A 25498-nucleotide genomic window follows, 5' to 3' on the forward strand; every position below is an offset into this window, starting at 1 on the left:
GTTTCAATTGTAATAAAAAAGCTTACAGTTTCTATACTGTAAATTTAAACGTTACAGTTGATAATGTCAACTGTAAAATTATATTTTACAGTAAAAAATTTCTACAAAGTATAAAAAAGCAGGTATCTGAACTCTTACCAGCCCAGTCCCTGCTTTTCTTTCATCACACTTTAAGAATCAAAATTTAAAGCTTCCGCCCTATTTAATAAAAAGTCTGCCGGGTCTTTCCCATACAAATACAACCGATGCATCGGTCTTGTCATCGACACATATAACAATTTGATATCCAGGTCTACCTGTGAATATGGTTCTTCCAGGCATACAATTAATACGGAATCAAACTCCAATCCTTTAGATAAATAAGAAGGTAAAATCACAATATGTCCCTTCTTCATTTCTTCTCTTTCCTCTAATAACTGAATCGGAAGCTGACTATTTTTAAAGAGCTGTTGGATTCTTTGACACTCTCGATCGGTACGTCCAATAATCGCAATAGAGTGAAGCTCTTCCTCTTTTAGTGAGGCAATATCTTGTTCGAGCTGCAGCCTTATCTCGACTGGATTCGTTAGGTCAATCGTTTTATACAATGGTTTTTGGCCATGCCGTATGACAGGTTCGACCTTCGGCAAATCTTGGTCGATCAATTTTAGTATATCATTGGCCAAATTCATAATTTCAACGGTTGTTCGGTAGCTTTTTTGTAAAGCTTGATAGTTCGCATTCGGGAAGATATTCTTCAAAACAGGTGTCCAGCTATTCATTCCCCGATAGGAATGGATTCCTTGAGCCAGGTCCCCAACAATGGTAAACAGGTCTGTTTCAAAGCCTTCTTTTAATGCAGCAAATTGAAAATAGCTGTAATCCTGCGCTTCATCAATGAAAATACTGCGCATCTTATATTTTTCATCGATTCCTTCCAATTTTGCCTTTATATAAAAGATCGGAGCTAAATCTTCAAGTTCGTAGGCTCCTCGATCAAAGATCCTCTGACAATATTTACTTAGCAGCTGGCATTCTTGTTCTGTAAGCGTAGTGGAATACTTGTTGATGAGTTCCGGAGAAGACATTAGTTCCTTATACAAAGTAAAAATATCTTTCGTGGCAAACGCTTCCATATATTTTTTGACCGCAACCTTCGACTCTTGCTCCACCCTTTTTATCCTCTGTTCTTTCTTATCCATCAAGTTAATCACTTTTTGTTGTCTTATTTCCGGTTCCAGTTTCCGGCTATAAACAAACTTCTCAAGTGTTTCTTCATATTTCTTGTTAAGGTTTGAAAGCATGATGGATTTCTTCTTTTTTAAATCACTTTCTAATAATGTTTTTATTTTTCCAATCCGTTTATAGATTGGTAAATACGTATATTCTTTTAAAAATAGTGTTTTGAGCTTTTTGCCCTTCATCAGAACGGATTTTTCAACGATAAAATCCTCGCTTGGGGCAAGATTTATTTCCAATTCATTCACATAATTTTGGATTAATTCCTTAAATTCGAGCGAACCCTTTAAGCTTGAAACCCATTTGATTGACTTATTTTTTCCGGTATCTTCAAGGAGCTTCATCAGCTTGGAATTAGGAGAAAATAGTTTTATTTTCTGGCCCAAACAGCTTCTCATAAAATCAATATAGGTAGTTTGATTAATCTTATTTACCCCTAGTTCCGGCAGGACAGCCGATATATAATCAATAAACAGTCGGTTTGGTGCGAGAATCATTAATTTTTCTGGAGGAAATTGATAACCTAAGGAATAGAGAAAGTAGGATATTCTATGGAGTGCGATTGTTGTTTTCCCGCTTCCGGCGGCCCCTTGCACGATAATCGGGTGTTTCAATGAAGCCCTGATCACTTCATTTTGCTCATTTTGAATGGTCGCCACGATTTCGGTTAATCGATTGTCTGCTTTGCCTGTCAAGGATTTCTGTAATAGTTCATCATGTGTCGTTAAATCGATGTCTCTGATGTCTTTTAATAATCCATTGATGATTTCATACTGTCTTTTTAATGCCAGATAACCCGTTTGTGTCTCCCCATAAGCTTCATAAGACACTTCACCCAGCCGTCCGTCGTAGTAGACATTGGCAATCGGCGATCTCCAATCGACGATTATTGGCTGCTGTGTCACTCGGTCAAACAAGGAAACCTTGCCTATGTACAACGATTCTTCCTTTTTCGTACTATCGCTTGTAAAATCAATCCTTGAAAAATAAGGTTTGCCAATCACGCTTTCTAACCTTTTGAGTTCACTTTCCGCTAATTCAAGAAAACTCGCATTTGCGAGGAGATCCGTATAGCTCGTACTGCTATCCTTAGAATTAAGCTCGGCAAATGATTGTTTCATATTTTCAACGAAAAATTCCTTATTCCCCTTCGAAATGTCTAAAACAGTTCGGATATATTCCTTCGTAAACTCTAAACGCTCTACTTCTGCTTGATAGTCTTTATGGTCACGGACAGACACTTGATCCTTAGCACTCATCCTATTCACTCCTCACCTCTCAATTCAATTTTCGAAGCATGGGATAATTAAGATTAAACAAAACTTTTATCCTAGTCAAGTTTAAAGGCCTTGGCCAAGCCTCTCTTGTTGAACCACGAGAACCGTCCCATTGGAGTTAGCGTATGTTATTAATGTAAGCTAATTCAAAAAAATGAAGGAGGAAACATATATGGGGAAAAGAAATGGCCATGATTTTGATGGTCACTGTGTGTGTGAGGTAGTTCGGACAATAAAGGACATACAGGATAATGCTGTTAGTCCTATAGAATGTGAGGAGTGTACCAGTTGTTTTAATGAGCCGCTTGGTTCATTAGTTTCACCAACAGAAGAGGAACCGGTCGACACTCGTGTTTTCGTTTTATCAAATGCGGATGGTTCGCCGTTTCACGCATTCTTTAGTGGTCAAAACGAAGCATGTGTATCCATCTTCTTCCGTGTTGAGGAAGTATTTGATAACTGCTGTGCTACCCTTCGAGTATTGATCCCTGGCAATTGCCAAAACGGCGGGTTTTGTCCTGTCCAGCTTGTGTCCAAAGGATGCTGTATTGATCTTAGAAGAGTCTGCCAAGTAGATCGATTCATGGCAAGCAACGACTGTATTACAGTCGATTTAAAATGCTTCTGCGCTGTTCAATGTATTGCCGATGTATTTTTAGGAATTTGTGACTAACATTAAACTATTAGAAATTTGCCTCTGCATTTAGTCTGCACTTCTATACCCTCTCATTAAAAGGTGCGCCATTTTTGGCACACCTTTACTCAAGACCTACATCATTCACATCCTCACTTACATAAATTTCATTTTAGTAAAAAACTCCTAGTAAAACGAGTATTTGGTCGCGTTTTGATTCGGACAAGGCCTGAATATACTCTAATTGATTCTAAAAATTTCCAAAGTGGAATTTCTACCACTTATTGGTTTTAGAACAGGAGGTAATAAATGATTGTATTTGAACGGGTAAATAAGTTTTATGGGGATTTTCACGTCTTAAAAGATATTAATCTCACCATCCATCAAGGTGAAGTTGTTGTCGTCATTGGTCCTTCCGGTTCCGGCAAAAGTACCTTGCTGCGTTGTATCAATCATTTGGAATCCATCTCGGACGGGACACTCACCGTAAATGGGATATCTGTTGGAGATAAAAAAACAGATATCAATCAGCTGAGGCGTAATATCGGCATGGTTTTTCAGCATTTTTATTTATATCCCCACAAAACGGTACTTGAAAATATTACTCTAGCTCCTAAAAAAGTATTGGGCCAAACGGAAATGGAAGCTAAGGACACAGCCAAACATTATCTTGATAAGGTCGGGATTTTAGATAAGGCTGAAGCCTATCCTTCCCAGCTTTCCGGCGGCCAGCAGCAGCGTGTAGCCATAGCCCGCGGCCTCGCCATGAAACCGCAAATCATGCTTTTCGATGAACCTACCTCTGCACTGGACCCGGAAATGATCGGTGAAGTTCTGGATGTGATGAAAACCCTCGCAAAGGAAGGCATGACGATGGTCGTCGTCACCCATGAAATGGGCTTTGCCCGCGAAGTTGCCGACCGAATCGTCTTTATGGATGAGGGGCGAATATTGGAAGAAGCAATTCCGGCTGAATTTTATAAGAATCCCCGTGAAGAACGGGCTCGCCTATTTCTCAGCCGTATTTTAAATCATTAATGGGAGGGAAATGAATTGTTCAAAACAAAACATATCGTAAAATTGGTGCTGGTAACCATCGTGGCTGCCCTTTTTCTTGCAGGCTGCGGGAAGGAAAAGGCCACTACTGGTTCCAGCAAGGATGTGCTTGCAAAGATCAAGGAAGATAAAAAAATTGTGTTTGGCGTTAAATATGACACGCGTTTGTTTGGATTGAAAAATCCTAAGACTGGTGAGGTCGAAGGATTTGACATTGATCTGTCTAAAGCACTTGCAGAAGAAATGTTTGGCAAGGATGTAAAGCCGGAGTACGTTGAAGTTACTTCGAAAACGAGGGTAGGCCTCCTGAATAACGGCAAGGTCGATGCGGTCGTTGCAACTATGACCATTACGGATGAACGTAAAAAAGAAGTAGACTTCACAGATGTCTATTTTGACGCCGGACAGTCCTTGCTTGTAAAAAAAGGAAGCAAGATTCAAGGATTGCAAGACTTGAAAAAAGGCACGACGGTGCTGGCGGTAAAAGGCTCAACCTCTGCGATCAATATTCGTGAGAAAGCGCCTGAAACCACTGTCCTCGAATACGAAAACTATGCTGAAGCTTTCACCGCCTTAAAGGCAGGTAAAGGTGATGCCCTGACTACAGATGATTCCATCCTTTATGGTATGGCCGAAGAAGATCCGTCCTTTGAACTAGTTGGAGGTACTTTCACCAAGGAGCCTTACGGGATCGCCGTTAAAAAAGGCAACCAAGAGCTTGTCGATGCATTGAATAAAGCATTAAAAAGCCTGAAGGACTCTGGAAAGTACGATGAAATTAAGAATAAATGGATTAAAAATTAAGGCATTTAGATAACATTTTTTGATTCGCCGATATAAATTAAAATTCGCCGATAAACCTTCAAAATTCGCCGTTAAATTAATTTGGCGCATCAATAAAGGCTAATTTTAAAGTGAAAATGCTAATTAAAGAGATTCCACGCTGTAAAAAAACTATCTTCTTTACGAAAACAGCCAAAATTACCCGGTTTCTCGTCTGGATAGGGAGTCGTCTGTCTAAAACAGACCTTCCCTTCCCGATTTATGAGGAGGAGATCGATTGCTGGATTTCACGATACTAACGAATCATCTGGATTCCTTTTTGGAAGGCTTAAAAATTACGCTTATTTCTAGTTTAATAGCTTTATTGTGCAGCTTTATTTTAGGTACCCTTCTGGCCATCATGAGAATTGCCCCCATTAAACCTCTTAACTGGCTGGGGACGGCTTATATTGAATTTATCCGTAATATTCCTGTACTGGTTATCGTGTTTTTCACCTATTTAGCAGGAAACTTTGGCGGAATGATAGCAGGAACCATCGGCTTAACCATCTACACTGCCGCTTTCATCGCCGAAGCCATCCGGGCAGGAATTCTGTCCGTACCAAAGGGACAAATGGAAGCTGCCCGCTCGACAGGCTTAAGTTACGGACAGGCCATGAGATGGATTATACTCCCCCAGGCTATCAAAATCGTAATCCCTCCCCTTGGCAACCAATTTATAAATTTAGTAAAAAATTCATCGTTGTTAGCTGTTGTCGCAGGCGGCGATTTAATGTACCAGGGGGATCTAATATCAGCAAAAACATACGTCACTTTTGATACTTATATTTTTGTAGCCATATTTTATTTAGTTTTAACCATCCCTTTAAGTCTTGGCGTCAGAGTTTTAGAAAAACGCCTGGCTAGAAGTAATTAAGGAGGTTAAGTGATGGATTTTCTAGCACCTTTCATGGAAGTCTACACATTCGACAATTTTAAATTTTTGCTAGAGGGTTTTGGAGTCACCTTGAAGGTCGCTGCCATCTCCATTGTGCTCAGCTTCCTTATAGGCGGTCTTATTGGCACGCTTAGGTATATGCAGATTCCCGTCATTACTCCTTTACTTGCTGTGATAGTCGAGACGATTCGCAACCTTCCTTTGCTGCTCATCATCTTCTTCACCTATTTTGCCTTGCCTGAAATCGGAATTGAAATGGAAATTACCACAGCGGCGATTGCCGCCTTGACAGTCTTTGAATCAGCCATGCTGTCAGAAATCATCCGAAGCGGATTGAATTCCATCGAAAGAGGCCAAATTGAAGCAGGACGTGCTTCAGGGCTAAGCTACCTCCAGACATTACGTTACATCATTTTGCCACAAGCTCTGAAAAGAATGGTCCCTCCGATTGTCAGCCAATTTATTTCACTGCTTAAAGATACATCGTTAGCCGTCGTCATAGCCTTGCCGGATTTATTGCATAACGGACAAATCATTTACGCCCAAAAGGGATCCTATGTTATACCTGTATTTCTTCTGGTGGCATTCATGTACTTTATCGTAAATTATGCCTTGTCTCTTGTTGCGAGAAGGTTAGAATTAAGACAAACTTGACTTCTCCCCATGGATAAATTCAGGGGATTCTTTTTAAACCTTCATCAAAGCTGCCTATCTGCCGGAGCTTCCAGGTCTTACGGCTTTTCCAGTTCATTACGACATGTAGCGAATACCACATACCGCAGCCCAATCATAGGCACTACGCCACTGTCCTTTTTGCCCCATTGTGCGGGACAATGGGAGCTAAAAGAACTCGGCGATACTTTGTATCTTCCAATTTAGGCAGTTCACGATTTTTCGTGAACTGAATATTAACAGACTTGTCCAAAATATTAATGGCACCTACTACATCCCGATGTCCTTTCGCACCACACTTACAGTGGAAGTTTCGATTCCATTGTTTACGGAATTCTCCACATGAAGGGCATGTGCCGGAAGTATATGATTCTTCCACAAGTTCTACGCTGACTCCTCGAAGTTTTAATTTGTATTTTATTTTTTCAATTAATTGCCCAAAACTCCAATTTGACAATTGTTGACGAATTTCTTTACGGGTTTTCTTTTTCTTCTTCATATTCTTTTGAACACCGTCTGGTGTTCCGATATAGAGTATTTTAATGTGATGATCCACACACCAATTGGTGACCATTTTCGAAATCGTATGCAATAGGTACTCGATTCTCCGTTCCATTTTTTCTAAAAAACGGCGTTTACGAAAAATGAGTTTTTGCCTCTTATTCGAACCTGTTTTTTTCCGGCTAATGAGCTTCTGAAGCTCTTTCAATTTTTTGTTTCTGTAGCACTGTAATGAGCGAAGTTCTCTTCCCGTGACAATGAAGTGGCTTTTTCCGTCACTTAAAACAGCCGCATGGATGAGCCCTAAATCGCAGCCGGCTTCCTTTGTACCCTGAACTTGCTTTTGTTTTGGTACTTCCACAGCTACATGCATCCAGTATTGATCTTTGTGCCAAACAATTTCAGCACTTTTTATGGTATGGAAATCAATGTGCTTCGGTTGAGGGATAACTAGGGGGAGTTGTTGTTTTCCATTGCTAATATGCAGCTTTTTATCCTTGCATGTAATAGCTGCTTTTTTATATTTGACGGAAAAGAATTTTTTGTGTTTCCAGGGGTAACGCCATTGTTTGACACCTTTAGCGCGCAGTTTTCTCGTTCTTTTACACGTTTCTTCATGTAACTCAATGATAGCTTGAATCGTTTGCGCGTGTAATTTATGGGAGGTGGCATTGTACCATTTCTTTTTTTCTGATGCACTTGTCCAAATCTTATAAACATCATATAGCCACCAATGGAGATCTAAGCAATCATTCCATAGATTCGCAGCTTCCATACGCAGAGTATCGACTAATCTTCTCTCCTCACCGGTTAAACGAAGTGGAAATTTCCGTACGATGATATCGCCTTTAGACGCTTTTTTCTTTTGTTCTTTCATATTATTTTTACAGGGTTCCATTTCTCATTTCACTTCCCTTTTAGAACATATGTTCTATTTTTATTATACCATTAATGAATGATAGTTGGAAGCGAAAATAGAAAAGTATGGCTTATATCGCCATTTTATGAAGAAAAGGGTTTTACACCACTTTTTGATAACAAGTCCGGCTCCTACAAAGGGCTGGACTTTTTCGTTTAATACTCCGCAAAAAATAAATAATGCTTTGCAATTTATACTAATATAAATCTAATAACATAACCGCAGAAAGGATGAGAAAAATGATTATTCGCGAACGGGAACATAGCTTTATCATGATCACCCAGCATGACCATGCCAAAATATCAGGGGTAATTGCGCAAAATTGGAAGGATTCTTATTTTAATGGCGTGGAAAGAAAAGATGAAGTGGTTCTCGGGATTTATGAACATGATCGAGGCTGGATCGAACCAGATACCGCTCCTTTATGGAATATCAACAAGCAAAAACCGCACTCCTTTACAGATTTCCCCCTTGATTTAAAGGTTGCCTATTATAAAAAAGGGATTGATGAAGTTGAAAAAATGAGCAAGTATGCCAGTCTTCTTTGCAGTTTACATTATGTCTCTTTTCTTCAATATGAAGAGGATCCCATCGGAGCAAAATTTGTAGAGGACGAAATCACCAGGCAGCTGCACCAATTAAAAGCGTGTGGGATATTAGGAAAAATGAGTAAGGAAAAACAGTTACAGTATCATCTCAACATCTTAAAATTCTGCGATAACCTCTCACTATATATTTGCCTAAACGAACCAGGAGCTATAAAAGAAGGAGAACATCCTTTTTATAAAAACGGCATCTCCCCTTCTTTCTCTTTTGCCAAAAATAAGCCAATCCAGGTCAAATGGTCTGATCAAGAAACGGTCTCGCTCTCAGTGTCACCTTTAGAAAAAGAAATACAGGTGCAATTACTGTATAAGGAAGTTAAAAAAGAAGATATCATCGCGAACGGGCTGCTATCAGCTTATTCAAAATCCCCCTTTTTCCATCAAAATGTGGCGTTGGCAGCTGGTGTCAATTAAGAAATGCCCCATTGGTTTTGTTGAGTTATCGCATACTCCGCCTTTTGATGTCTCGAAACATATTTATTATCGGTAACCCAGAAACGCCAAGGATAGTCCCTTGCTTCGCCAGAGTTATCAATTCCAATCCGTTTCCCCACGGATATGCTTTCCGGACGGAATCCTGCTGCTACAAATAATGGAGGTCGAGTCAGTTGGTGTCCATAGTCCACCATGGTAATTCCCAATGATTTGGTCAGTTTTCCGGGACCGTCCGTCAGTTTTGTCACATTTTCTATCCCTCTCCTGGTTTTCATCAGCCCGATGCCGTATACAGGTTCCAGGGCGCGTATCAAAACCGCTTCAGGATTTTCTTCCCCTCCGCTGACTACATTGAAAAGGCAATGTGTATGCATTAAATAAGTATAAGCATGGCCGGAACGATGAAACATGACCTCCGTTCTTGCCGTCCGTCTGTTATTAAAGCTGTGTGCAGCTCTGTCACCAGGACCAATGTAGGCTTCTGATTCTACAATATATCCTGCGGCTATCCCCTCATCCGTTTCTTTCACAAGGAGGCTTCCGAGCAATGCCTTTGCCAATTCAAGTGTAGGCTGTTCAAAAAACGACTGTGGTAATGGAACAAGTTCTTTAACCAAATCTCCCAAATGGATACCTCCAATAAAATGATTGAACAAAGAGAAAAAAATCGTATGGTATGAATTTACCATTTTATTATTAAATTTCAATTTCTTAGTCGATTGTCAAAAAAATTGTTATAATATAGCAGATATAGAAGATGTTCGATGAACCTTATCGATTCCTGCAGAAAAAGGAGAAAAGCAATGATCTGGTTAATTATTTCGACACTATTACTTGCTGCATCAGCCGCCTGGTTAGGTTATACCGTAAAAAAAGAAAAGGCTAAACAAAAAGAATTGCGAAGCAGCCATTTCGAAGAGCTTGCTGCTATGAAGGAAATACAGAAAGCTTCTATGGAAACAGCAGCAGCCACCTATGATGAGAAAGTATTCCTTTTGTCTGAGTCCTATCAACGTGAACTAGAAAAGCTGATGATTGAAAATGAAGAAATCCGAAAAAATTATCGAAACCCTGGGGAAATCAAAACCCATCAAATACTAGAAAATTTTAAAAATGATTTAATTCGAAAAAGAATTATTCCGCCAGATGAAATGATTATCATGCCGAATATTTTTATCCCGGAAGGAAACGGAAGTACTAGCCAGATTGATCATCTTGTCCTTTTATCAACAGGTATCTATTTAATAGAGACCAAACACTGGAAAGGCCATATTGTCATGGGATTAGATAGAATGGGCAGCCACAAGTTTTCTTTCTTAACCGATTTAGTAGACCGTGATAAAGAGGAAACACTTATCTTTACTAAAGGTGATTCGGGAGAATTAACCGTAAAAACATTAGATAACCCCATTTGCCAGATTCAACAAAAAGCGGTTCTCCTATCCAATTATTTACAAAGTCAAGATATTAAAACATGGATCAACACTTTGGTGTTTTTTAATCACGATGAAAAAGAAGTTCACGATTGGTCAGATAACAGCATCGTTAAACGGATTTCGAATCAAGACCAATTACAACAGTATTTTATTCATGAACTCACATCCCGAGATAGAATTTACGGAGCTTTTCAGCTAAAAAATATCAAGCAAATTATTGATAACGCCAATTATCTTTAACTTTTACCAACTAATGTCTGGTCATAAAACTTGTTTTAAAGAATATCTATGTTAATAGGAAACGTAAGTCTTAACTTTTACATGGAGAAGCCAGAGGAATGAAACTCACTTAGGTCAGGAGGGGAGCTAGGATAAGCCTTGAGGTTATGATCCAGTTGCTTACACTTATAGTGATGATCATTGGGCTGGCTGTAAAAGACAACAATTAAGACTAGACACCGCAAAAAACGAACCCACCAAATGGTGAGTTCGTTTTTTGTTTTTAATCACTTAAGAAAATAACATATGAGATGAAAAAATGACTGTTGTTACTGTCACCATACTAAATACTGTAGATAATAAAACCGTTTGTGCTGCATATTCAGGATGATTTCCATATTCCAGTGCAAACAGCGAACTATTTCTTGATGTTGGAAAAGAGCTCGCAATCAATAAGGACTGTGCGGTAGTCCCCTCCAGTTTTAACGTTAAAATAATGATGAATGCAATACAAGGTGACAGGATAAGCCGTCCAATTAGGCTAAGAACCAAAGGCATCGAAAAACTTTTTATTTTTAGGAAAGCACTTTGTGCCCCAAGTGTAATGAGTGCGATTGCTAAAAAAGCGTTTGAAGTATTTTTAATAGGAGTCCAAATGTATTCTGGAATTCTTATTGAAACAGTCTTGAGAAAAACTCCGAACAAAAAAGCGTAGAAGACAGGATTTTTAAAAAATGCCTTTATCGCATGAAAATTTGCCTTATCAACCGAAACAGAATTAAATAATCCATATGTATACGTTAGTAGATTTTGAAAAATCAAGACCACAACTTGTATCGATAATCCAAGAGGATTTTGATGAAAAACAACTTGACTGACAGGTAATCCAAAGTTTCCCGAATTGCTAAGGACTACACTGTTTTTAAAGGTAGCTGAAAGGCTGCTCTCTAATTTCACTATTTTTGATATACCGGTGCTGGCGATCATTAAACAAAGACTTTGAATGATAAGAAAACTAAGAATATCCAGGAGTGTATCTCCTTTAATTTTACTCTGATATACATTGGAAAAACTCACAGCAGGCATAAGTAAATAGGAATTTAATTTAGATAAGGTATTCATGTCAAATTTAAATTTTCTATGAAGGAAAGCTCCTGTTCCAATAAGAGCAAATATAGGTAAAATAACATTCAATGTAATATGAAATAAAATGCCCATAAAATCATCCTCTCCACTTTAAGAATAACAAGGTTCAAATATTTGGATAAAGATGCCATAGTCATTGTTATATTTTATTGTTATTGCTATGTCATACTGTCCACAGGTTTCTCCGCAAATCTGTTTGATGCCGCAAAGCGGCAGGCTAAAGTATTTTCCTGTTTGCGGTTCGCTGACTGTTATTCTCCCAGCCTGGATATGAATTTTTGCCTTATGGATGAAGCTCGTAAAACTAAAACCTGCAGTCCCTTCGATTTCATCTTCTAGAATGGCATCGAAATCTTTCCCTTCATGCTTCATTAAAAAAGAAATCAGTTTCTTTGAGTTGCTTTCCAAATACTCTCCCCCCTCTTCCATTTCATTTTAAAATTAATACCCGAACAGTTGAAATACCAATAAATTATCGATATCTATTCCAAAAAGGAATGACAGCATTTCCAGATTTACTCAAAGAAAAAAAGCCTGAGCATTTGCCCACACTTTCTTAAAAAGTAGATTTAAAATCCAATTTTTTTATGAACTCAACAAACTCTTTCACTATTTTGTTCTCAAGAGATTTCTTATGATAGAACATCCATGTTCTTCTTACAATAGGATTTCCTTTTTTATCCATTAGAATGATCAGATGAAGGTTTTGATGATCCTGGACAAGAACACTGGGAAGTATCCCATATCCCAAACCGTTCACTACCATTTCTTTGCAGGTATCGGCTTTATCCACTTCCATTCCTATAAAAGGTGTCTGTGAAAATTGTCCGCTCCACCAATTATCAATCGTTGTTTTTAGTAAAGCATCTGTTTCATATTCAATCCTCGGTAGTGAAGGCAGGTCACGAAGTTCAATTTTTTCTAAAGATGCGATACAGAGATTTTCTTCAAAGAGTAGAATTTTTGAATCTGACCATTGATAGTCACCACGGACCATCCCAATATGAACATCCCCATTATAAACAAGATTAAACACTTCCCTGCTCCATCCCGTTGAAACTTTGTAATTTACTTTTGGAAACTGTTCACAAAAAAGCCTTAAAAGGTGTGGAAGCTTATGTCTTGTTATGTAATTAGAAACTCCTAATCGTAAGGTTCCGCTTACCTCTTCTCCCATATTAGATACTGTGTCTTTTATCTGATGAAGACGATTCAGCATTTCATCCGCACATTTAGCTAAATATTCTCCATGGGGTGTAAAATGAACACCTTTTGTTCCCCTTTTGACAATTTCTGTTTGATATTCCTTCTCTATTTGTTGAATTTTTTTCGTTAAAGATGGTTGGGATATATATAAACTCTCAGCCGTTTTCGTGATATTCTTTTTTTCGTATAGCACCTTTAAGATTATCCAGTCCTGCTCATCCATTTGTTTTGTCCCCTAATCAGTAAATTACTATTAGATTATCATATAATTAATATGAATAAGGATTAAAAGCCCAAATTGTTAATTGGAAATAGATTTATGTTTTACGTACCAAAATAGCTTGTTATAATGGTGTCTATGATATACATAGGAGGATGCCGCAATGACGACATTTGAAAAGTTAAAGCCCATTATCTCAGATCAACTGGGAGTCAATATGGAGGAAATCAAACTGGAATCATCATTCAAAGATGATTTCGTAGCTGATTCGCTTGATATGGTGGATCTGACAATGGAAATTGAAGATGAATTCGCGATCGAAATTAGTGACAAAGTTGCGAAGACGCTTCAAACGGTTGGAGATGTCGTAAACTTTATTAACAACCGCAAATAAACAGAGACCAAAATAAATAAAAAAAAGTTATGAAAGGCGTAATACCTTTCTCTTTTTTTTGCATAAAATAATATAAAATATAAAAACTATTAAATTATTTAATTAAAAATTTTGGACAACCTCTTTTTCAACTTCTACTATAAATTTACCATTTTGGAGGTGTTAGATTGGACCAGGAATGCAATCTCCCTTATGAAGACACCATTTTCTGTATACACTGTGGACTTCCCATTGACTTTGGTGAACCTTATTTCATCTATGTAGAAAAGGATATAAAAGGTCATAAGGTTTATTGCTGCGATGAATGCGCTTAATGCAAATTCTTTACCTTAATAAAGTGACGTTTTGTCACTTTTTTTATTTGAGGCTAGAAATGGACAAAATATATTGAAGGGTATTTTTTTGAAAATGAGGGAATGAATTTGAAAGAAAAACAATTAGCTGGCGAAGAGGCTGTTCACTACATCAAAGATGGAATGACCGTAGGATTGGGTACCGGGTCCACTGTTTATTACAGTTTGAAGAAGTTGGGAGAATTAGTAAAGAATGGGTTAAAAATCAAGGGTGTCTCTACCTCCAAATCAACAACAGCATTGTGTGAACAGCTAGGAATTCCCTTGATATCGATTAATGAGGTCAACAGAATTGATGTAACTATCGATGGAGTAGATGAAGTAGACCACAAATTTAATGGAATTAAGGGCGGCGGTGGAGCACTGCTGTTTGAAAAAGTGGTAGCTTCTATTTCCGATCAAGTTATTTGGGTTGCTGATTCAAGTAAGGTATCACGCAGTATCGGACATTTTCCTTTGCCTGTAGAAATCGTTCCCTTTGGCTATGTTCATGTACTAAGAACGTTGGAAAGTCATCAACTTCAACCCCAACTAAGGATGAAACAAAATGAAATCTACAAAACGGATAGCGGGAATTACATTGTCGATCTGCACTTGAAGGAAATCGAAAATGTGGACCAATTAAGTTCATTTTTAAAAAATATGACTGGTGTTGTGGAACACGGTTTGTTTTTAAATGTTGTTGATACATTAATTGTCGGTGATCATGATCGTGTGAACATAACTAGTGTCAAATAGAAGTTTCCTTATCCAACTTCAAAGAGTTTTGAAATATTTGAAACTCCTTTGTATTTTAAACGTATACTAATAAAATCTATTTTTTAAAAACATTTGGAGTTGGTTATGTTGGAAACAACTGATTTTCTAAAGTCTGAATTAAAAAAGATTGAGGTTTGGGAGAACGAGCAAAAGGATTTATGGTTTTGGGAGAAAATTGGCCGTCTGCCCTTTAAACTGCTGGATAAAATTACGCCAAAATTCATCCAAGAAAAGATTGGATTGGCGATTGATGAATTAGGAAATTACATACAAACGGGAGGACAATATTTACTTAAGGAAGAAAGCATACTTAAGAAGTTTTCCCCGAAGGAACCCCTACCTGGGCATGAACTGCTGCGAATAGAGGACCTGAATCAAGTTCCGCTCGGTAAGATGGATGAGGTTGCAGATCAAATCAAAAATTCACGAACAAAATTTGCAACCATTCAGGGAGCAACAACAGGGATTGGCGGGCTGTTTACATTGGCGATTGATGTCCCTGTCCTTCTAGGATTATCCCTTAAAGTATTGCAAGAAATGGCCATTTGTTACGGATTTGATCCTAAGGAAAAGTCGGAAAGGATATTTATAGTAAAATGTTTGCAATTTTCGTCCTCTGATATTGTCGGGAAAAAGGCTATTTTAGAGGAGCTTTCTTCGTTTCAGCAAGAGAACCGGAACAATCAAATGATTTCACAATTACAGGGATGGCGTGAAGTTGTAACTACGTATCGAGATAATTTTGGCTGGAAGAAGCTCTTTCAAATGATTCCGATTGCCGGGATGATATTTGGGGCATTTATTAATCGCTCGTCCATTGGAGATGTCGCCGAGGCTGGTCAGATGTTATTCCGAAAGAGAAGAATATTGGAACGAATTAACCAATTAGAAAAAGCCAGATGATAAAAAAGGGTTCAAATCTATTCAAATAGATTTGAACCCTTTTGCTTCATTCGGAGTTTTCGTTTGAATCCTCCTGATAATGCTCGTTTAAATAGGAGTTCTCTCCAGTAGCAAAATTCACCGATAGTAAACTCATTTCCGGATCAAGTCCATATAGTCCTTTAAACTCTTTATCGACCATGTCCCCACTTTGAAATTGGGGTTCTTTCTCATTTTCCTTCATTTTGTTCACCTCATTTGTTTATTTTTTTTACTATTGTCTGCGTTTGTTTGAATAAAATTCTTCTAAAGCGAAAATTGGGGTTTTTTATAGCCATTTACAAAATCTTCTACGGTTTCGATCTCGTCCCAACTGATTTCTATACTCTTCTGTTATTCTCTGTTTAACTCCTTCAAAATCCTCCGTGTACCATGCTATTGTGATAATGTCCCTCCCTTATTTTTTCGTTCTCCGTAAGTAAGAAAATATGATTACAATTGCTGCAAAAGGGAGGAATAGCCAGAGCCAATTAAAGGCCGGGTTATTCTCTTCTTCATATGTGTCGTCATCAATACTGGTAAAATCCTCATTAGACGAGGCAGTTTCGACTACATCAGGCGCATCGGTATTCGGTTCCTCTTCATTAAAAGAGATGGTTTCAGAATATGAATCCTCTTGACCTGCCTCATCATCTGGTATTTGTACATCCATATCTTCTAAATCCGCAAGTGTATAAACGTTCCCTTCTTCATCTTGATATGTAGGTTCATCATCGTAGGTCTCGTTTAACAGTAATACAGTCGATCCGAAAAGAAGCGTTTTGGATAGCATATCTCCGGAAAAATACCGTGCAGCTTTAGGATATTTTGTCGTGAGCGAAGAATAGGATGGCGGATTTATTGTTGTATTCTTTGTACTGCTGCTTGGGCTCCGATTTGTCGGTGAAGAGACCGGAGCAGACATTTTCGGTTTGGAAACACTTGAACCGGAACTACTTGTACCGCCTGAACGTGTTTTTGCTTCTGTGAAGGTATTGCCAAGGATAAAACTCAAGGCAAAGACTGTAAGACCAGTAATTATTATTTTTTTCATTCATCTTCCCCCAGTTACCAATATTTACAACTTAATTAATACCTTATTTTAACATTTCATTAAATTAGTGGATATCTTTTATCATTTATTTTGGAAACAATTTTCATAAATGGATGAATGCTCTTGTTTTAAGAAGGAAAATTTCTATTTAGAAAGAAATAGATATTAAGACATATTAAAAAGGAGTGATTTTTCATTGGATCAAGCAATTCTTACATATCTTGCGGAAAACAGAGATAAGCATTTAGCGGAATTGAAGGAGTTTTTGGCGTTTCCTAGTATTAGCTCGCTTCCTGAACATAAGGATGATGTTCAAAAAGCAGCCAATTGGGTTGCGAAGTCACTTCAAGAAATCGGGATGGAAAAGGTGGAAGTCCACCATACGAAGGGTCACCCTGTTGTTTATGGTGAATGGTTAAAAGCTGAAGGAAAATCGACCGTTCTGATTTATGGCCACTACGATGTTCAGCCTGTAGACCCGCTCCATTTGTGGGACAGCCCGCCATTTGAGGCGGAAATTCGCGATGAGAAGCTATATGCGCGCGGGGCTAGCGATGACAAAGGCCAGGTGTTCATGCATCTCAAAGTATTGCAAGCTATATTGAAAACAACAGGAACCCTGCCAATCAATGTTAAATTCTTGATTGAGGGTGAAGAAGAAATCGGAAGCCCTAACCTTCCTCTATTTGTTGAGGAAAACAAGGAATTATTATCATCCGATGTGATTGTAATTTCTGATACAAGCATGATGGAACGCGGTAAACCAGCGATTTGCTATGGATTAAGAGGCCTTTGTGGGATACAAATTGATGTGAAAGGTCCAAAAAGCGACCTCCATTCCGGATTATACGGGGGCATGATTCAAAATCCTATTCATGCTTTAGTGGCGATAGTGAATTCATTCCACAACGAAAAAGGACAAATCACAGTGGAAGGCTTTTACGATAAAGTGGCCGATTTAACCGCTGCTGAAAAAGCCGCATATGAATCACTGGGGATTACCGACCAGTCCTTTATTGTTCAGACAGGTGTTCCTGAACTGTTCGGTGAAGAAGGCTATACCACCTTGGAAAGAAATTGGGTCCGGCCGACACTAGAAGTGAACGGCATTTATGGAGGCTTTCAAGGTGAAGGCATAAAAACCGTTCTCCCAGCGGAAGCACATGCCAAAATCACCTGCCGACTTGTACCAGATCAAGATCCGGATGAGATTGCCGAACTCCTGCAAAAGCATGTACAATCCCATACCCCACCGGGAGTAACAGTCAATGTTTCACTCTTTGATAAAGGCGCCGCATATGTTACACCTTTTGACCATCCGGCTATCCAAGCTGCCGGAAGAGCATATGAAAAAGTGTATAAAGTTCCAACCTCCTTTACACGTGGAGGCGGCTCGATTCCAATTGTGGCCGCATTCGATCAAATTTTAGAAAATCCAGTAGTTTTGATGGGATTTGGGCTGCCAGACGAAAACTTCCATGCACCAAATGAGCATTTCAATCTGGAAAATTTCGATAAAGGGATGGAAACACTATCTTTTTATTGGTATGAGCTTGAACAATCACTTTAAAAGACAAAAGGGCTGCTCCATAGGAGATAGCCCTTTTTGACTTTAGTTTGGCGAAGCTGCCTTCACGTTCTTGGGTTATTTTTCTGTTTTGTATGATTCGCTGATAAAGCGGTAGAATTCGCCGATAAACCTGTGAAATTCGCCTATATATCCAATAACTCCGCAAATTGATTGTAATAATACACTAAAATGATGATTTTTAAGAGACCTCAGCACGTCAAAAGCAACAATTTGCCCGAAATCAAACAAAAAGAGCCACCCCTAAGGCTGACCCTTCTGAAAAATTAAAAAGTTTGCGCTAAATCCTTTGCCCGAGCAATCGCATTTTCTTTAATTTCTAGTGCTTTATCAGGCTTTGCATTATGTCCTTCTACAAAAATTCCTTCAAGCGATGGAACGCCAAAGAATTGCATCATCACATTTAGATAACGGTGGCCCATTTCCATTTCAGCAGCTGGACCTTCAGAATAAAAACCGCCGCGAGCTTGGATATGCATCGCCTTTTTATCAGTCAATAAACCAACTGGACCTTGTTCTGTGTATTTAAAGGTTTTACCAGCAACAGCAACGGCATCAAGATACGCTTTCATAACTGGCGGGAATGAAAAATTCCAAAGCGGAGTTACAAATACATATTTATCGGCTGCAATAAATTGCTCCGATAATTCAGAGAGTCGGCCCACTTTTGCTTTCTCCTCTGAAGAGAGCTCCTCAAAGCCTTGCCCAGATCGTAGTTTCCCCCATCCGCTAAATACGTCAGCATCAATATGTGGAATATTTTCTTTAAAGAGGTCAATTTGCATAATTTCGTCAGTTGGATTTACTTCTTTATATGTCTCGATAAATGCGTTGCCCACTGCCATACTATAAGATTGTGTATGATCATGCGGATGAGCCGTAATGTATAATACTTTTGTCATTTCTGTCCAATCCCTTCATAATAAATATTGGTTGCTATAGCAACTATAAGACCTGCTCATTTTAACAAAAAAATAGTTGCATGCGCAACTATTTTGGCTCAATACATTTCTTTTCCACATTTTGTCTCATTTTTAACAATACTTGTTTCACAATTTGTTGTTCTTCCTTTGAAATTCCAGCACACACCGTACGGTTGAATTCTTCCGCCAACGGTTTGATGATTTCACCAATTTTTTTGCCTTTTTCAGTGAGAAATACATTAAACGAACGATTGTCATTTTCACTTATATGTCTGGTGATAAATCCTTTTTTTTCAAGATTGCATATCATACGGGTAATATTGGTTTTATCTTTTTCGAGCTTTTTAGCAATTTCAATTTGTGTCAGCCCGTCCTTTTCCCAGAGGAGCAGCAAAATTAAATTTTGTTCCGGCGCAATATTTAACGGCGCTAGCTTGGCTTTGATATAACTGGTTAGGGTCAGGTCTGTTTGATGAATCATAATACTTAAAAAATCATTAATTACAACTTTCATTTAAAAGCCCCTATCATCTTCCATATGACCGAATTATATTGAAATTAAACTAACCTGTCAATAATTGGAACACCATAAAAAACGCTCCTTACATCAAGTAAGAAACGTTTTAAAACTTACATTTTCCTCAGTTCTTCAAGAATCTCCTGGGCTTTGTACCCTACTTCAAAATCATATAGCTCTGCTTCCTGGCCATTTGCTGCTTTTACTAATTCGTCTATTAAGTGATTGGTTTTTGTTTCACCAAACGAAATGGCTTTAAGTTCTTCACCATTTTTTCCACCTTTTAATTCGCCCCAGTTTTCTAGTGAAAGAATCCCTTCTGAACCATACGCAGTAAAACCGATATGTTCTTTACCAGCTATTTGGCTTAAGCCTTCGATTAAAACTGGTGTCCCATCTTCAAGTTCTCCTGTTGCGATCACACCAGTCTCACATTTTTGGGGATCATCAGGCAATTCTAAGCGGGTTTGGATATTTTTGATACCGCCAAATAGCTTTAAAGTTTGCTGGATAAAATGGACACCGACCTCTAAAACAAATCCCCCTTGCTCTCTTTCCCCTACCCAGTCATTTTTTTGCCAGAAACGCGGCCATTCTGGAAAATGCATGGTGAGTTGTAAACGACGGAGCTTGCCAACGTAATTTTGGCCGATCAATTCTGCAAATTTAGTGGCTCCTTGTTCATAATTAAGCGGGAAGTTCATCGCATGGATGACACCGGCTTCTTTTGCAGCTTGAGCCATCTCTTTTGCTTCATCCAATGAGTTCGCTAAAGGCTTCTCACATAGGACGTGCTTTTTAGCTTTTAGGACATCCATCACAATGGGATGATGAAATTTCGGAGGTACCGCAACATAAATAAGGTCCACTCTTTGATTAGCAATTAAGCCTTGGTAGTCAGTATAAGTTTGAACTCCACCAAGCGCATTAGATGTTTCTCTAACTAGGGACTCTAACCGATCACAAACAGCTGTGATTTCAACGTCGGAATGTTCCTTGAATTTTTTTATTAAGCGTTGACCAATGGCTCCTAAACCAATAATTCCGATATGTAACATGAAAATTCCTCCCTTTTTATCCTACATTATACATTATTATCAAATAGAAAATGGACTCTCGTCAGTAATTGCTCTTTTTTAAATAGCAATTATTTGAATTCTATCGTACAAACATTTCTATCATTCTCAAATATCATAAATTAATAACCTCGGCACGATCAAAGGATGGCGAGGTTTTTAAATTAAAAAAATTGTAATCAGAATTTCAAGGAAATGTAACCTAAATATGGGATAATCACTATTTCAAGGGGGTTTTTATCTTTAATTCAACCTAGGTGGTGCAAAGTTTGGAACGGACGAGAAAGAAAAGAAAAAGAGTTAAATGGGGTAGAGTGTTTGGTGCCCTGCTTTTATTAGGGATCCTTGCAGCCGGTATTTTTCAAGTATTTCAATACATTGAGGGAACCATGCAGGTGATGAACCAACCACTTCAAAAAAAGGAGGGAAAACCTTCCATTCAAGCAGAGAAAAAGATGTTAAGTTCAATAAATGTTCTATTATTAGGAAGTGACTCACGGGGTGAAGATCATGCCCGAACGGATACCATTATGGTTGCCCATTATGATCCACAAACTCATAAAATGAAACTTATTTCTCTTATGCGTGATATGTTAGTCACTATTCCTGAACATGGACAGCAAAAATTAAATGCAGCTTATGCTTTTGGCGGTCCTGAGTTATTAAGCGAAACCATTAAAGAAAATTTAGGGTTAGAAATTCAATATTATGCGATGGTCGACTTTAAAGGATTTGAAAAAGCGGTAGATCTCCTTGTTCCCGATGGAATTGAAGTAGACGTACCGCATGAGATGTCTGATGGTATAGGAATGACGTTAAAAGAAGGTAAACAAACACTACATGGTAAAGAATTGCTTGGATATGTCCGTTTCCGGCATGACAGTTTAAGTGATTTCGGACGGATTCAAAGACAGCAGGAAGTGGTCTCAAAATTGACAGAACAAGCTGTCGGTCTCCATAGTATTCTAAAACTACCTGAACTCATAGGACTTTTGAATAAATACATAGATACAAATATTGATAGCTCCACTCTCTTGTCAATGGGGAAAGACTTGTTCACGAAGAAAGGTAGAAATATAGAAACTTTGCGAATTCCTGAAGAGGGCAGTTTTCAAAATGAAACTATTGATGAACTTGGTGAAGTATTAGACGTGGACTTCCAGCAAAATAAAGAAACTCTTTCCAAATTTTTAGGAGATAATAGTGTTACTTCACAATAATTAAGACGGCACCTGAATCACGGGGTGCCGTCTTAAGATTTGATTAGAGATGAATTCCTAATAAAAGTGTTCACCTTTGGATAAATGAAGAATGTTATATATTACACCTTCCATTTTTGTTAACCCGCTTAAATCGCTCAAAAAGTAAAAGACATCATACTCCCATTTATCCGGATTATAGATAACTAAATATTCTGCATGATCAATTATTGGGATACTTTCTCGGATCGTTTTTATTAATTTATTTAAACTTTCTTGTGGTTGGATTTTTCTTGCGATTTGAAATAGATACTTATTATCTATGATGTTAGACGTAGTCGTATCAATTAGTGGAATTCCCACATTTACGCGCTGCCAGCCAAAAGATCTTAAAATATTATCGTAATAGCCATTAAACAAAAACTTGTTTAGCCCGTTGCTGTCTTTCCATAGATATAAAGGACAATAACTATTTTGAATATTATTATTGGTCCCCTTTTCCGTTACCAAATACAGTTTAAATTTGAGGTCTTCAAATCCGTCTGTTTTATGACCATTATCTCTTACTCTGTTTCTGATAATATTCATATCATAATCACTTGGAAATGTAATCTTGTATTGTGTTGCTATCATATAATGTTAGCCTCCTTTTTTTCATTTTCATTCTAATGCAATTTTACCAAATCTTCTCAGACAAAAACCAAAAAAAGCTAGTCCCTTTTCAAAAAGGCGACTAGCTTTTTTAACAAAGATTATATTTTTTTTACTTTAATGGGACTAACCATTAAAAGGGCCAGGATCATGGTTATCCATGCATTGCTGTATAGAAATAATCCCATTCCGGCTAAGGGCAGTCCCGCAGCGGGAATAGGCAGCCCTTTAAAATACCCTATCGTTGGTTTGATGCTAAACCTAGCTAACCTTAATGCACCCATCGTTGGAAAAAGAATAAAGGCTAATGAGGTAAAAAATGATGGCGCCGCCAGTGAATGGAAAAGAAGGGCTGGAGCAACACCAAAGCTAACAATGTCTGCTAACGAATCCAATTCGACCCCAAATTCACTATTCACCTTTAATTTTCTCGCGATTCGCCCATCCAGGAGGTCTAAGACTGCTGATAAGAAAATAAAAATGCAGGCCATTTTCAAATAACCGCTCATATTGAAGGTAATTGAAAATACCCCGCATAATAAATTTCCGATTGTAAACAAATTGGGAACAGATTTTACTAGAGGCTGCAACAAGGTAGAATCCCCCTGACTTTTAACAATCCTTCTACCTCTATAGCTTTTTCTTTCTCGTTTTCCATTATTCATCATTCAAAAGTAGGTGTTCCTTTTCTTATTGTTTTTTAATTGGAGTCACGACGGCAAATAAGTTTTCGGATGGATCCGATACATTAATTTCAATGATCTTATATCCATTCTCACCATCTTTTAACTCGTTTTTCAAAATGAAATCATTGTTATTCATATCTCTTTCTTCCTCTCAAACAAAATACTCACAGAAGCTACTATATGTGAGAGGCTAAAATATGTGCATAAAATTTTTGAAAAATAATTCTAATATCAGCTTCGTTTTGCTTTAAACGTTTTACAACAGGTTTCTGCTGAGTTGACAGCTGAATCTTGATGATTCTTTTCTCCTAATTCGGAAGACATTTCTGTATCATATCTTGCATGGCTATCTAGTTCCACCATGATTTTTTCAGCTGTACAAACATTTCCTTCCCCATAATATGTACAGTTTGCAATTGCACAAGAAACTTCAACTTTTGGCATTTTATTACCTCCAAATTTAATGTCCATTTCTCTTTCTATTTTTCGCAATAACGATGATTTCATTCAAGGGTGAAATTGTCTCCAAACAACGAAAAGGAGCCCCTTTAGGCTCCTTTACTGTATTTATTAAAATTTGGAATGATAGTTGTCAATTTCCCATGTATGAACAGCAGTACGGTAGCTATCCCATTCGGCTTTCTTCAGGGAAACATATTCGTTGTAAACGTGCTCACCTAGTGTATTAGCGGCAATTTCTCCTGATTCTAATTCCTTAATGGCTGCTGCCAGGCTGCCAGGCAGGTTATCGATTCCACGGAATGCTCTCTCTTCTTCATTCATGTGGAAGATATCTTCATTAATTGGCGCTGGTGCTTCAAGTCCCTTTTCAATTCCCTCTAAGCCTGCAGAGGCAATAACTGCAAAGGTTAAGTATGGGTTTGAAGATGGATCTGGACAACGTAATTCCACACGTGTCGCCAACCCTTTTTTTGCTGGAATTCGAATAAGAGCTGAACGGTTGGAAGCAGACCACGCAATATAACAAGGCGCTTCATAACCTGGTACTAGACGCTTATAAGAATTGACTAGCGGGTTTGTTACGGCAGTAAAGCTCTTTACGTTTTCAAGAACACCTGCTATAAATTGGTAAGCTTTTTCTGATAATTGTAATTCATCAGAAGGATCAAAGAAGGCATTTTCACTTCCTTCAAAGAAGGACATATTAACATGCATACCAGAACCATTGATTCCGAATACTGGTTTTGGCATAAATGTAGCATGTAATCCGAATTTCTTCGCAACTGTCTTCACGACCCATTTATATGTAGTAGCAAGGTCTGCAGCGGTTAGGACATCAGCATATTTAAAGTTAATCTCGTGCTGCCCTTCTGCTACTTCGTGGTGTGACGCTTCAATCGTGAAGCCCATTGCCTTTAACGCACGGTAGATTTCTAAACGAACGCGCTCGCCAAGATCATGTGGAGATGGTTCGAAATAGCCTGCTTTATCACCGAGCTCTTGAGTAGCATAGCCATTTTCATCCGTTTTAAAAAGGAAAAATTCTAATTCAGGACCAACTGAAATGGTGTAACCTTGATCAGCAGCACGATCTACAGTTTTCTTGAGAACGTTTCTAGTATCCCCTTCAAAAAGAGATCCATCAGGATTCTTTACAGAGCATAAGAAGCGCGCTTCTGAATAATTATCCTCAACTGTCCAAGGAAGAACAGCAAATGTATTAAGGTCTGGCTGAAGATAAAGGTCAGATTTATTAATTGGGGAAAAGCCTTTAATTGAAGAGCCATCAAACATCATTTTACCTTCGACTATGTCTTCTAATTGTTCACTTGTTACCGTAACGTGCTTAAGAATCCCTTCAATATCGACAAATTGTAAGTGTAATAATTCAACACTTTTTTCTTTAATTGTTTCTTTGATTTGTTCAAGAATTGCAGTATCTACAGGTACATTTGAAATAAGTGTTTCAGTCATGTTACATTACCTCTCTATCTCATGTTATGTTTTCTCACATCAAATTTATAAGTTGATTATAGTAAAAAAAAGTTCTTTTGACAATCATTTTTTGCATACTTTTTTGAATATTTATTCTAAATTTTTCGTAAGCGTTTTCATTTATTTGAATAGGACGCTGATTTTTTTTACCATCGAT

General features: G+C 38.0%; 28 protein-coding genes. 12 read left to right on the plus strand and 16 right to left on the minus strand.

Annotated features, from left to right (window positions below):
- Positions 1 to 170: 170 nt before the first annotated feature.
- On the minus strand, positions 171 to 2477 hold the full coding sequence (helD, locus tag V7161_RS08175; protein ID WP_335443928.1) for an RNA polymerase recycling motor HelD: 2307 nt from the start codon (positions 2475 to 2477) through the stop codon (positions 171 to 173).
- Between the two features lie 190 nt (positions 2478 to 2667).
- Between helD and V7161_RS08180 the strand changes: the two genes are divergently transcribed.
- From V7161_RS08180 to V7161_RS08200, 5 genes are all read left to right on the plus strand, one after another.
- Positions 2668 to 3168, plus strand: a complete 501-nt coding sequence (locus V7161_RS08180; protein ID WP_335443930.1) for a CotY/CotZ family spore coat protein — start codon at positions 2668 to 2670, stop codon at positions 3166 to 3168.
- Positions 3169 to 3438: 270 nt separating this feature from the next.
- Positions 3439 to 4167, plus strand: coding sequence for an amino acid ABC transporter ATP-binding protein (locus V7161_RS08185; protein ID WP_335443932.1), 729 nt, complete (start codon positions 3439 to 3441; stop codon positions 4165 to 4167).
- A 15-nt stretch (positions 4168 to 4182) separates the two neighbouring features.
- Positions 4183 to 4989, plus strand: coding sequence for a transporter substrate-binding domain-containing protein (locus tag V7161_RS08190; RefSeq protein WP_335443934.1), 807 nt, complete (start codon positions 4183 to 4185; stop codon positions 4987 to 4989).
- Between the two features lie 256 nt (positions 4990 to 5245).
- The gene (locus V7161_RS08195) at positions 5246 to 5884 is read left to right on the plus strand and encodes an amino acid ABC transporter permease (RefSeq protein WP_335443937.1); all 639 of its coding nucleotides are present in this window, start codon (positions 5246 to 5248) and stop codon (positions 5882 to 5884) included.
- Between the two features lie 12 nt (positions 5885 to 5896).
- Entirely contained in the window at positions 5897 to 6559 is a 663-nt protein-coding gene (locus tag V7161_RS08200) for an amino acid ABC transporter permease (RefSeq protein ID WP_335443940.1), read from the plus strand.
- Between the two features lie 142 nt (positions 6560 to 6701).
- Here the strand turns inward: V7161_RS08200 and V7161_RS08205 are convergent, their stop codons facing one another.
- Positions 6702 to 7976 (minus strand): RNA-guided endonuclease InsQ/TnpB family protein, encoded by a 1275-nt coding sequence (locus tag V7161_RS08205; RefSeq protein WP_335443943.1) that lies wholly within the window; start codon positions 7974 to 7976, stop codon positions 6702 to 6704.
- 260 nt (positions 7977 to 8236) lie between these two features.
- On the opposite strand from V7161_RS08205, the gene V7161_RS08210 reads away from it, so the two are divergent.
- Complete coding sequence (locus V7161_RS08210; protein ID WP_335443945.1) at positions 8237 to 9016, plus strand: DUF3891 family protein; 780 nt, start codon at positions 8237 to 8239, stop codon at positions 9014 to 9016.
- On the opposite strand, the gene V7161_RS08215 is transcribed toward V7161_RS08210, so the two are convergent.
- Positions 9013 to 9663 (minus strand): DNA-3-methyladenine glycosylase, encoded by a 651-nt coding sequence (locus tag V7161_RS08215; protein ID WP_335443948.1) that lies wholly within the window; start codon positions 9661 to 9663, stop codon positions 9013 to 9015. The genes V7161_RS08210 and V7161_RS08215 overlap by 4 nt on opposite strands.
- Positions 9664 to 9840: 177 nt before the next feature.
- Between V7161_RS08215 and V7161_RS08220 the strand changes: the two genes are divergently transcribed.
- Entirely contained in the window at positions 9841 to 10713 is an 873-nt protein-coding gene (locus V7161_RS08220) for a nuclease-related domain-containing protein (protein ID WP_335443950.1), read from the plus strand.
- 270 nt (positions 10714 to 10983) lie between these two features.
- Here V7161_RS08220 and V7161_RS08225 read toward each other — a convergent pair whose 3' ends face one another.
- The 3 genes from V7161_RS08225 to V7161_RS08235 form a co-directional block, all read right to left on the minus strand.
- Positions 10984 to 11910 (minus strand): AEC family transporter, encoded by a 927-nt coding sequence (locus V7161_RS08225; RefSeq protein WP_335443952.1) that lies wholly within the window; start codon positions 11908 to 11910, stop codon positions 10984 to 10986.
- Positions 11911 to 11928: 18 nt separating this feature from the next.
- The gene (locus V7161_RS08230) at positions 11929 to 12246 is read right to left on the minus strand and encodes a hypothetical protein (protein WP_335443955.1); all 318 of its coding nucleotides are present in this window, start codon (positions 12244 to 12246) and stop codon (positions 11929 to 11931) included.
- A gap of 148 nt (positions 12247 to 12394) precedes the next feature.
- Positions 12395 to 13267: a LysR family transcriptional regulator gene (locus tag V7161_RS08235; protein WP_335443957.1), complete on the minus strand. Its 873-nt coding sequence runs from the start codon at positions 13265 to 13267 to the stop codon at positions 12395 to 12397.
- A 160-nt stretch (positions 13268 to 13427) separates the two neighbouring features.
- Here V7161_RS08235 and acpP point away from each other — a divergent pair, with 160 nt between their 5' ends.
- The 3 genes from acpP (at position 13428) to V7161_RS08250 (ending at position 15673) form a co-directional block, all read left to right on the plus strand.
- Complete coding sequence (acpP, locus tag V7161_RS08240; protein ID WP_223587605.1) at positions 13428 to 13658, plus strand: acyl carrier protein; 231 nt, start codon at positions 13428 to 13430, stop codon at positions 13656 to 13658.
- A 422-nt stretch (positions 13659 to 14080) separates the two neighbouring features.
- The gene (gene rpiA, locus V7161_RS08245) at positions 14081 to 14749 is read left to right on the plus strand and encodes a ribose-5-phosphate isomerase RpiA (RefSeq protein ID WP_335443960.1); all 669 of its coding nucleotides are present in this window, start codon (positions 14081 to 14083) and stop codon (positions 14747 to 14749) included.
- A gap of 105 nt (positions 14750 to 14854) precedes the next feature.
- Positions 14855 to 15673, plus strand: coding sequence for an EcsC family protein (locus V7161_RS08250; protein WP_335443962.1), 819 nt, complete (start codon positions 14855 to 14857; stop codon positions 15671 to 15673).
- A 46-nt stretch (positions 15674 to 15719) separates the two neighbouring features.
- Here V7161_RS08250 and V7161_RS08255 read toward each other — a convergent pair whose 3' ends face one another.
- Together V7161_RS08255 and V7161_RS08260 are read right to left on the minus strand one after the other, a co-directional pair.
- A complete protein-coding gene (locus tag V7161_RS08255; protein WP_335443965.1) occupies positions 15720 to 15896 on the minus strand; it encodes a hypothetical protein in 177 nt (58 codons plus the stop codon).
- A 213-nt stretch (positions 15897 to 16109) separates the two neighbouring features.
- Positions 16110 to 16745, minus strand: coding sequence for a hypothetical protein (locus tag V7161_RS08260; RefSeq protein ID WP_335443967.1), 636 nt, complete (start codon positions 16743 to 16745; stop codon positions 16110 to 16112).
- Positions 16746 to 16941: 196 nt separating this feature from the next.
- On the opposite strand from V7161_RS08260, the gene V7161_RS08265 reads away from it, so the two are divergent.
- Positions 16942 to 18315 carry a dipeptidase gene (locus tag V7161_RS08265; RefSeq protein ID WP_335443969.1) on the plus strand — a complete coding sequence of 458 codons (1374 nt, stop codon included), beginning with the start codon at positions 16942 to 16944 and terminating at the stop codon, positions 18313 to 18315.
- 284 nt (positions 18316 to 18599) lie between these two features.
- Here the strand turns inward: V7161_RS08265 and V7161_RS08270 are convergent, their stop codons facing one another.
- The 3 genes from V7161_RS08270 to V7161_RS08280 form a co-directional block, all read right to left on the minus strand.
- Entirely contained in the window at positions 18600 to 19235 is a 636-nt protein-coding gene (locus V7161_RS08270) for an FMN-dependent NADH-azoreductase (RefSeq protein ID WP_335443971.1), read from the minus strand.
- An 88-nt stretch (positions 19236 to 19323) separates the two neighbouring features.
- Positions 19324 to 19770, minus strand: a complete 447-nt coding sequence (locus V7161_RS08275) for a MarR family winged helix-turn-helix transcriptional regulator (protein ID WP_335443973.1) — start codon at positions 19768 to 19770, stop codon at positions 19324 to 19326.
- 116 nt (positions 19771 to 19886) lie between these two features.
- Complete coding sequence (locus tag V7161_RS08280; RefSeq protein WP_335443974.1) at positions 19887 to 20831, minus strand: Gfo/Idh/MocA family protein; 945 nt, start codon at positions 20829 to 20831, stop codon at positions 19887 to 19889.
- A gap of 287 nt (positions 20832 to 21118) precedes the next feature.
- Here V7161_RS08280 and V7161_RS08285 point away from each other — a divergent pair, with 287 nt between their 5' ends.
- Complete coding sequence (locus V7161_RS08285) at positions 21119 to 22069, plus strand: LCP family protein (protein ID WP_420491595.1); 951 nt, start codon at positions 21119 to 21121, stop codon at positions 22067 to 22069.
- Positions 22070 to 22126: 57 nt separating this feature from the next.
- Here the strand turns inward: V7161_RS08285 and V7161_RS08290 are convergent, their stop codons facing one another.
- The 5 genes from V7161_RS08290 to glnA form a co-directional block, all read right to left on the minus strand.
- A complete protein-coding gene (locus V7161_RS08290) occupies positions 22127 to 22681 on the minus strand; it encodes a DUF4865 family protein (RefSeq protein WP_335443976.1) in 555 nt (184 codons plus the stop codon).
- Positions 22682 to 22800: 119 nt separating this feature from the next.
- Entirely contained in the window at positions 22801 to 23292 is a 492-nt protein-coding gene (pssA, locus tag V7161_RS08295; RefSeq protein WP_223587618.1) for a CDP-diacylglycerol--serine O-phosphatidyltransferase, read from the minus strand.
- Between the two features lie 97 nt (positions 23293 to 23389).
- On the minus strand, positions 23390 to 23521 hold the full coding sequence (locus tag V7161_RS08300; RefSeq protein WP_335443977.1) for a hypothetical protein: 132 nt from the start codon (positions 23519 to 23521) through the stop codon (positions 23390 to 23392).
- 95 nt (positions 23522 to 23616) lie between these two features.
- Complete coding sequence (locus tag V7161_RS08305) at positions 23617 to 23829, minus strand: DUF1540 domain-containing protein (RefSeq protein WP_335443979.1); 213 nt, start codon at positions 23827 to 23829, stop codon at positions 23617 to 23619.
- 126 nt (positions 23830 to 23955) lie between these two features.
- Positions 23956 to 25320, minus strand: coding sequence for a type I glutamate--ammonia ligase (gene glnA, locus V7161_RS08310; RefSeq protein WP_335443981.1), 1365 nt, complete (start codon positions 25318 to 25320; stop codon positions 23956 to 23958).
- Positions 25321 to 25498 lie beyond the last annotated feature (178 nt).

The organism is Neobacillus drentensis (assembly GCF_036965425.1).
Taxonomy (GTDB): Bacteria; Bacillota; Bacilli; order Bacillales; family Cytobacillaceae; genus Neobacillus; species Neobacillus drentensis_F.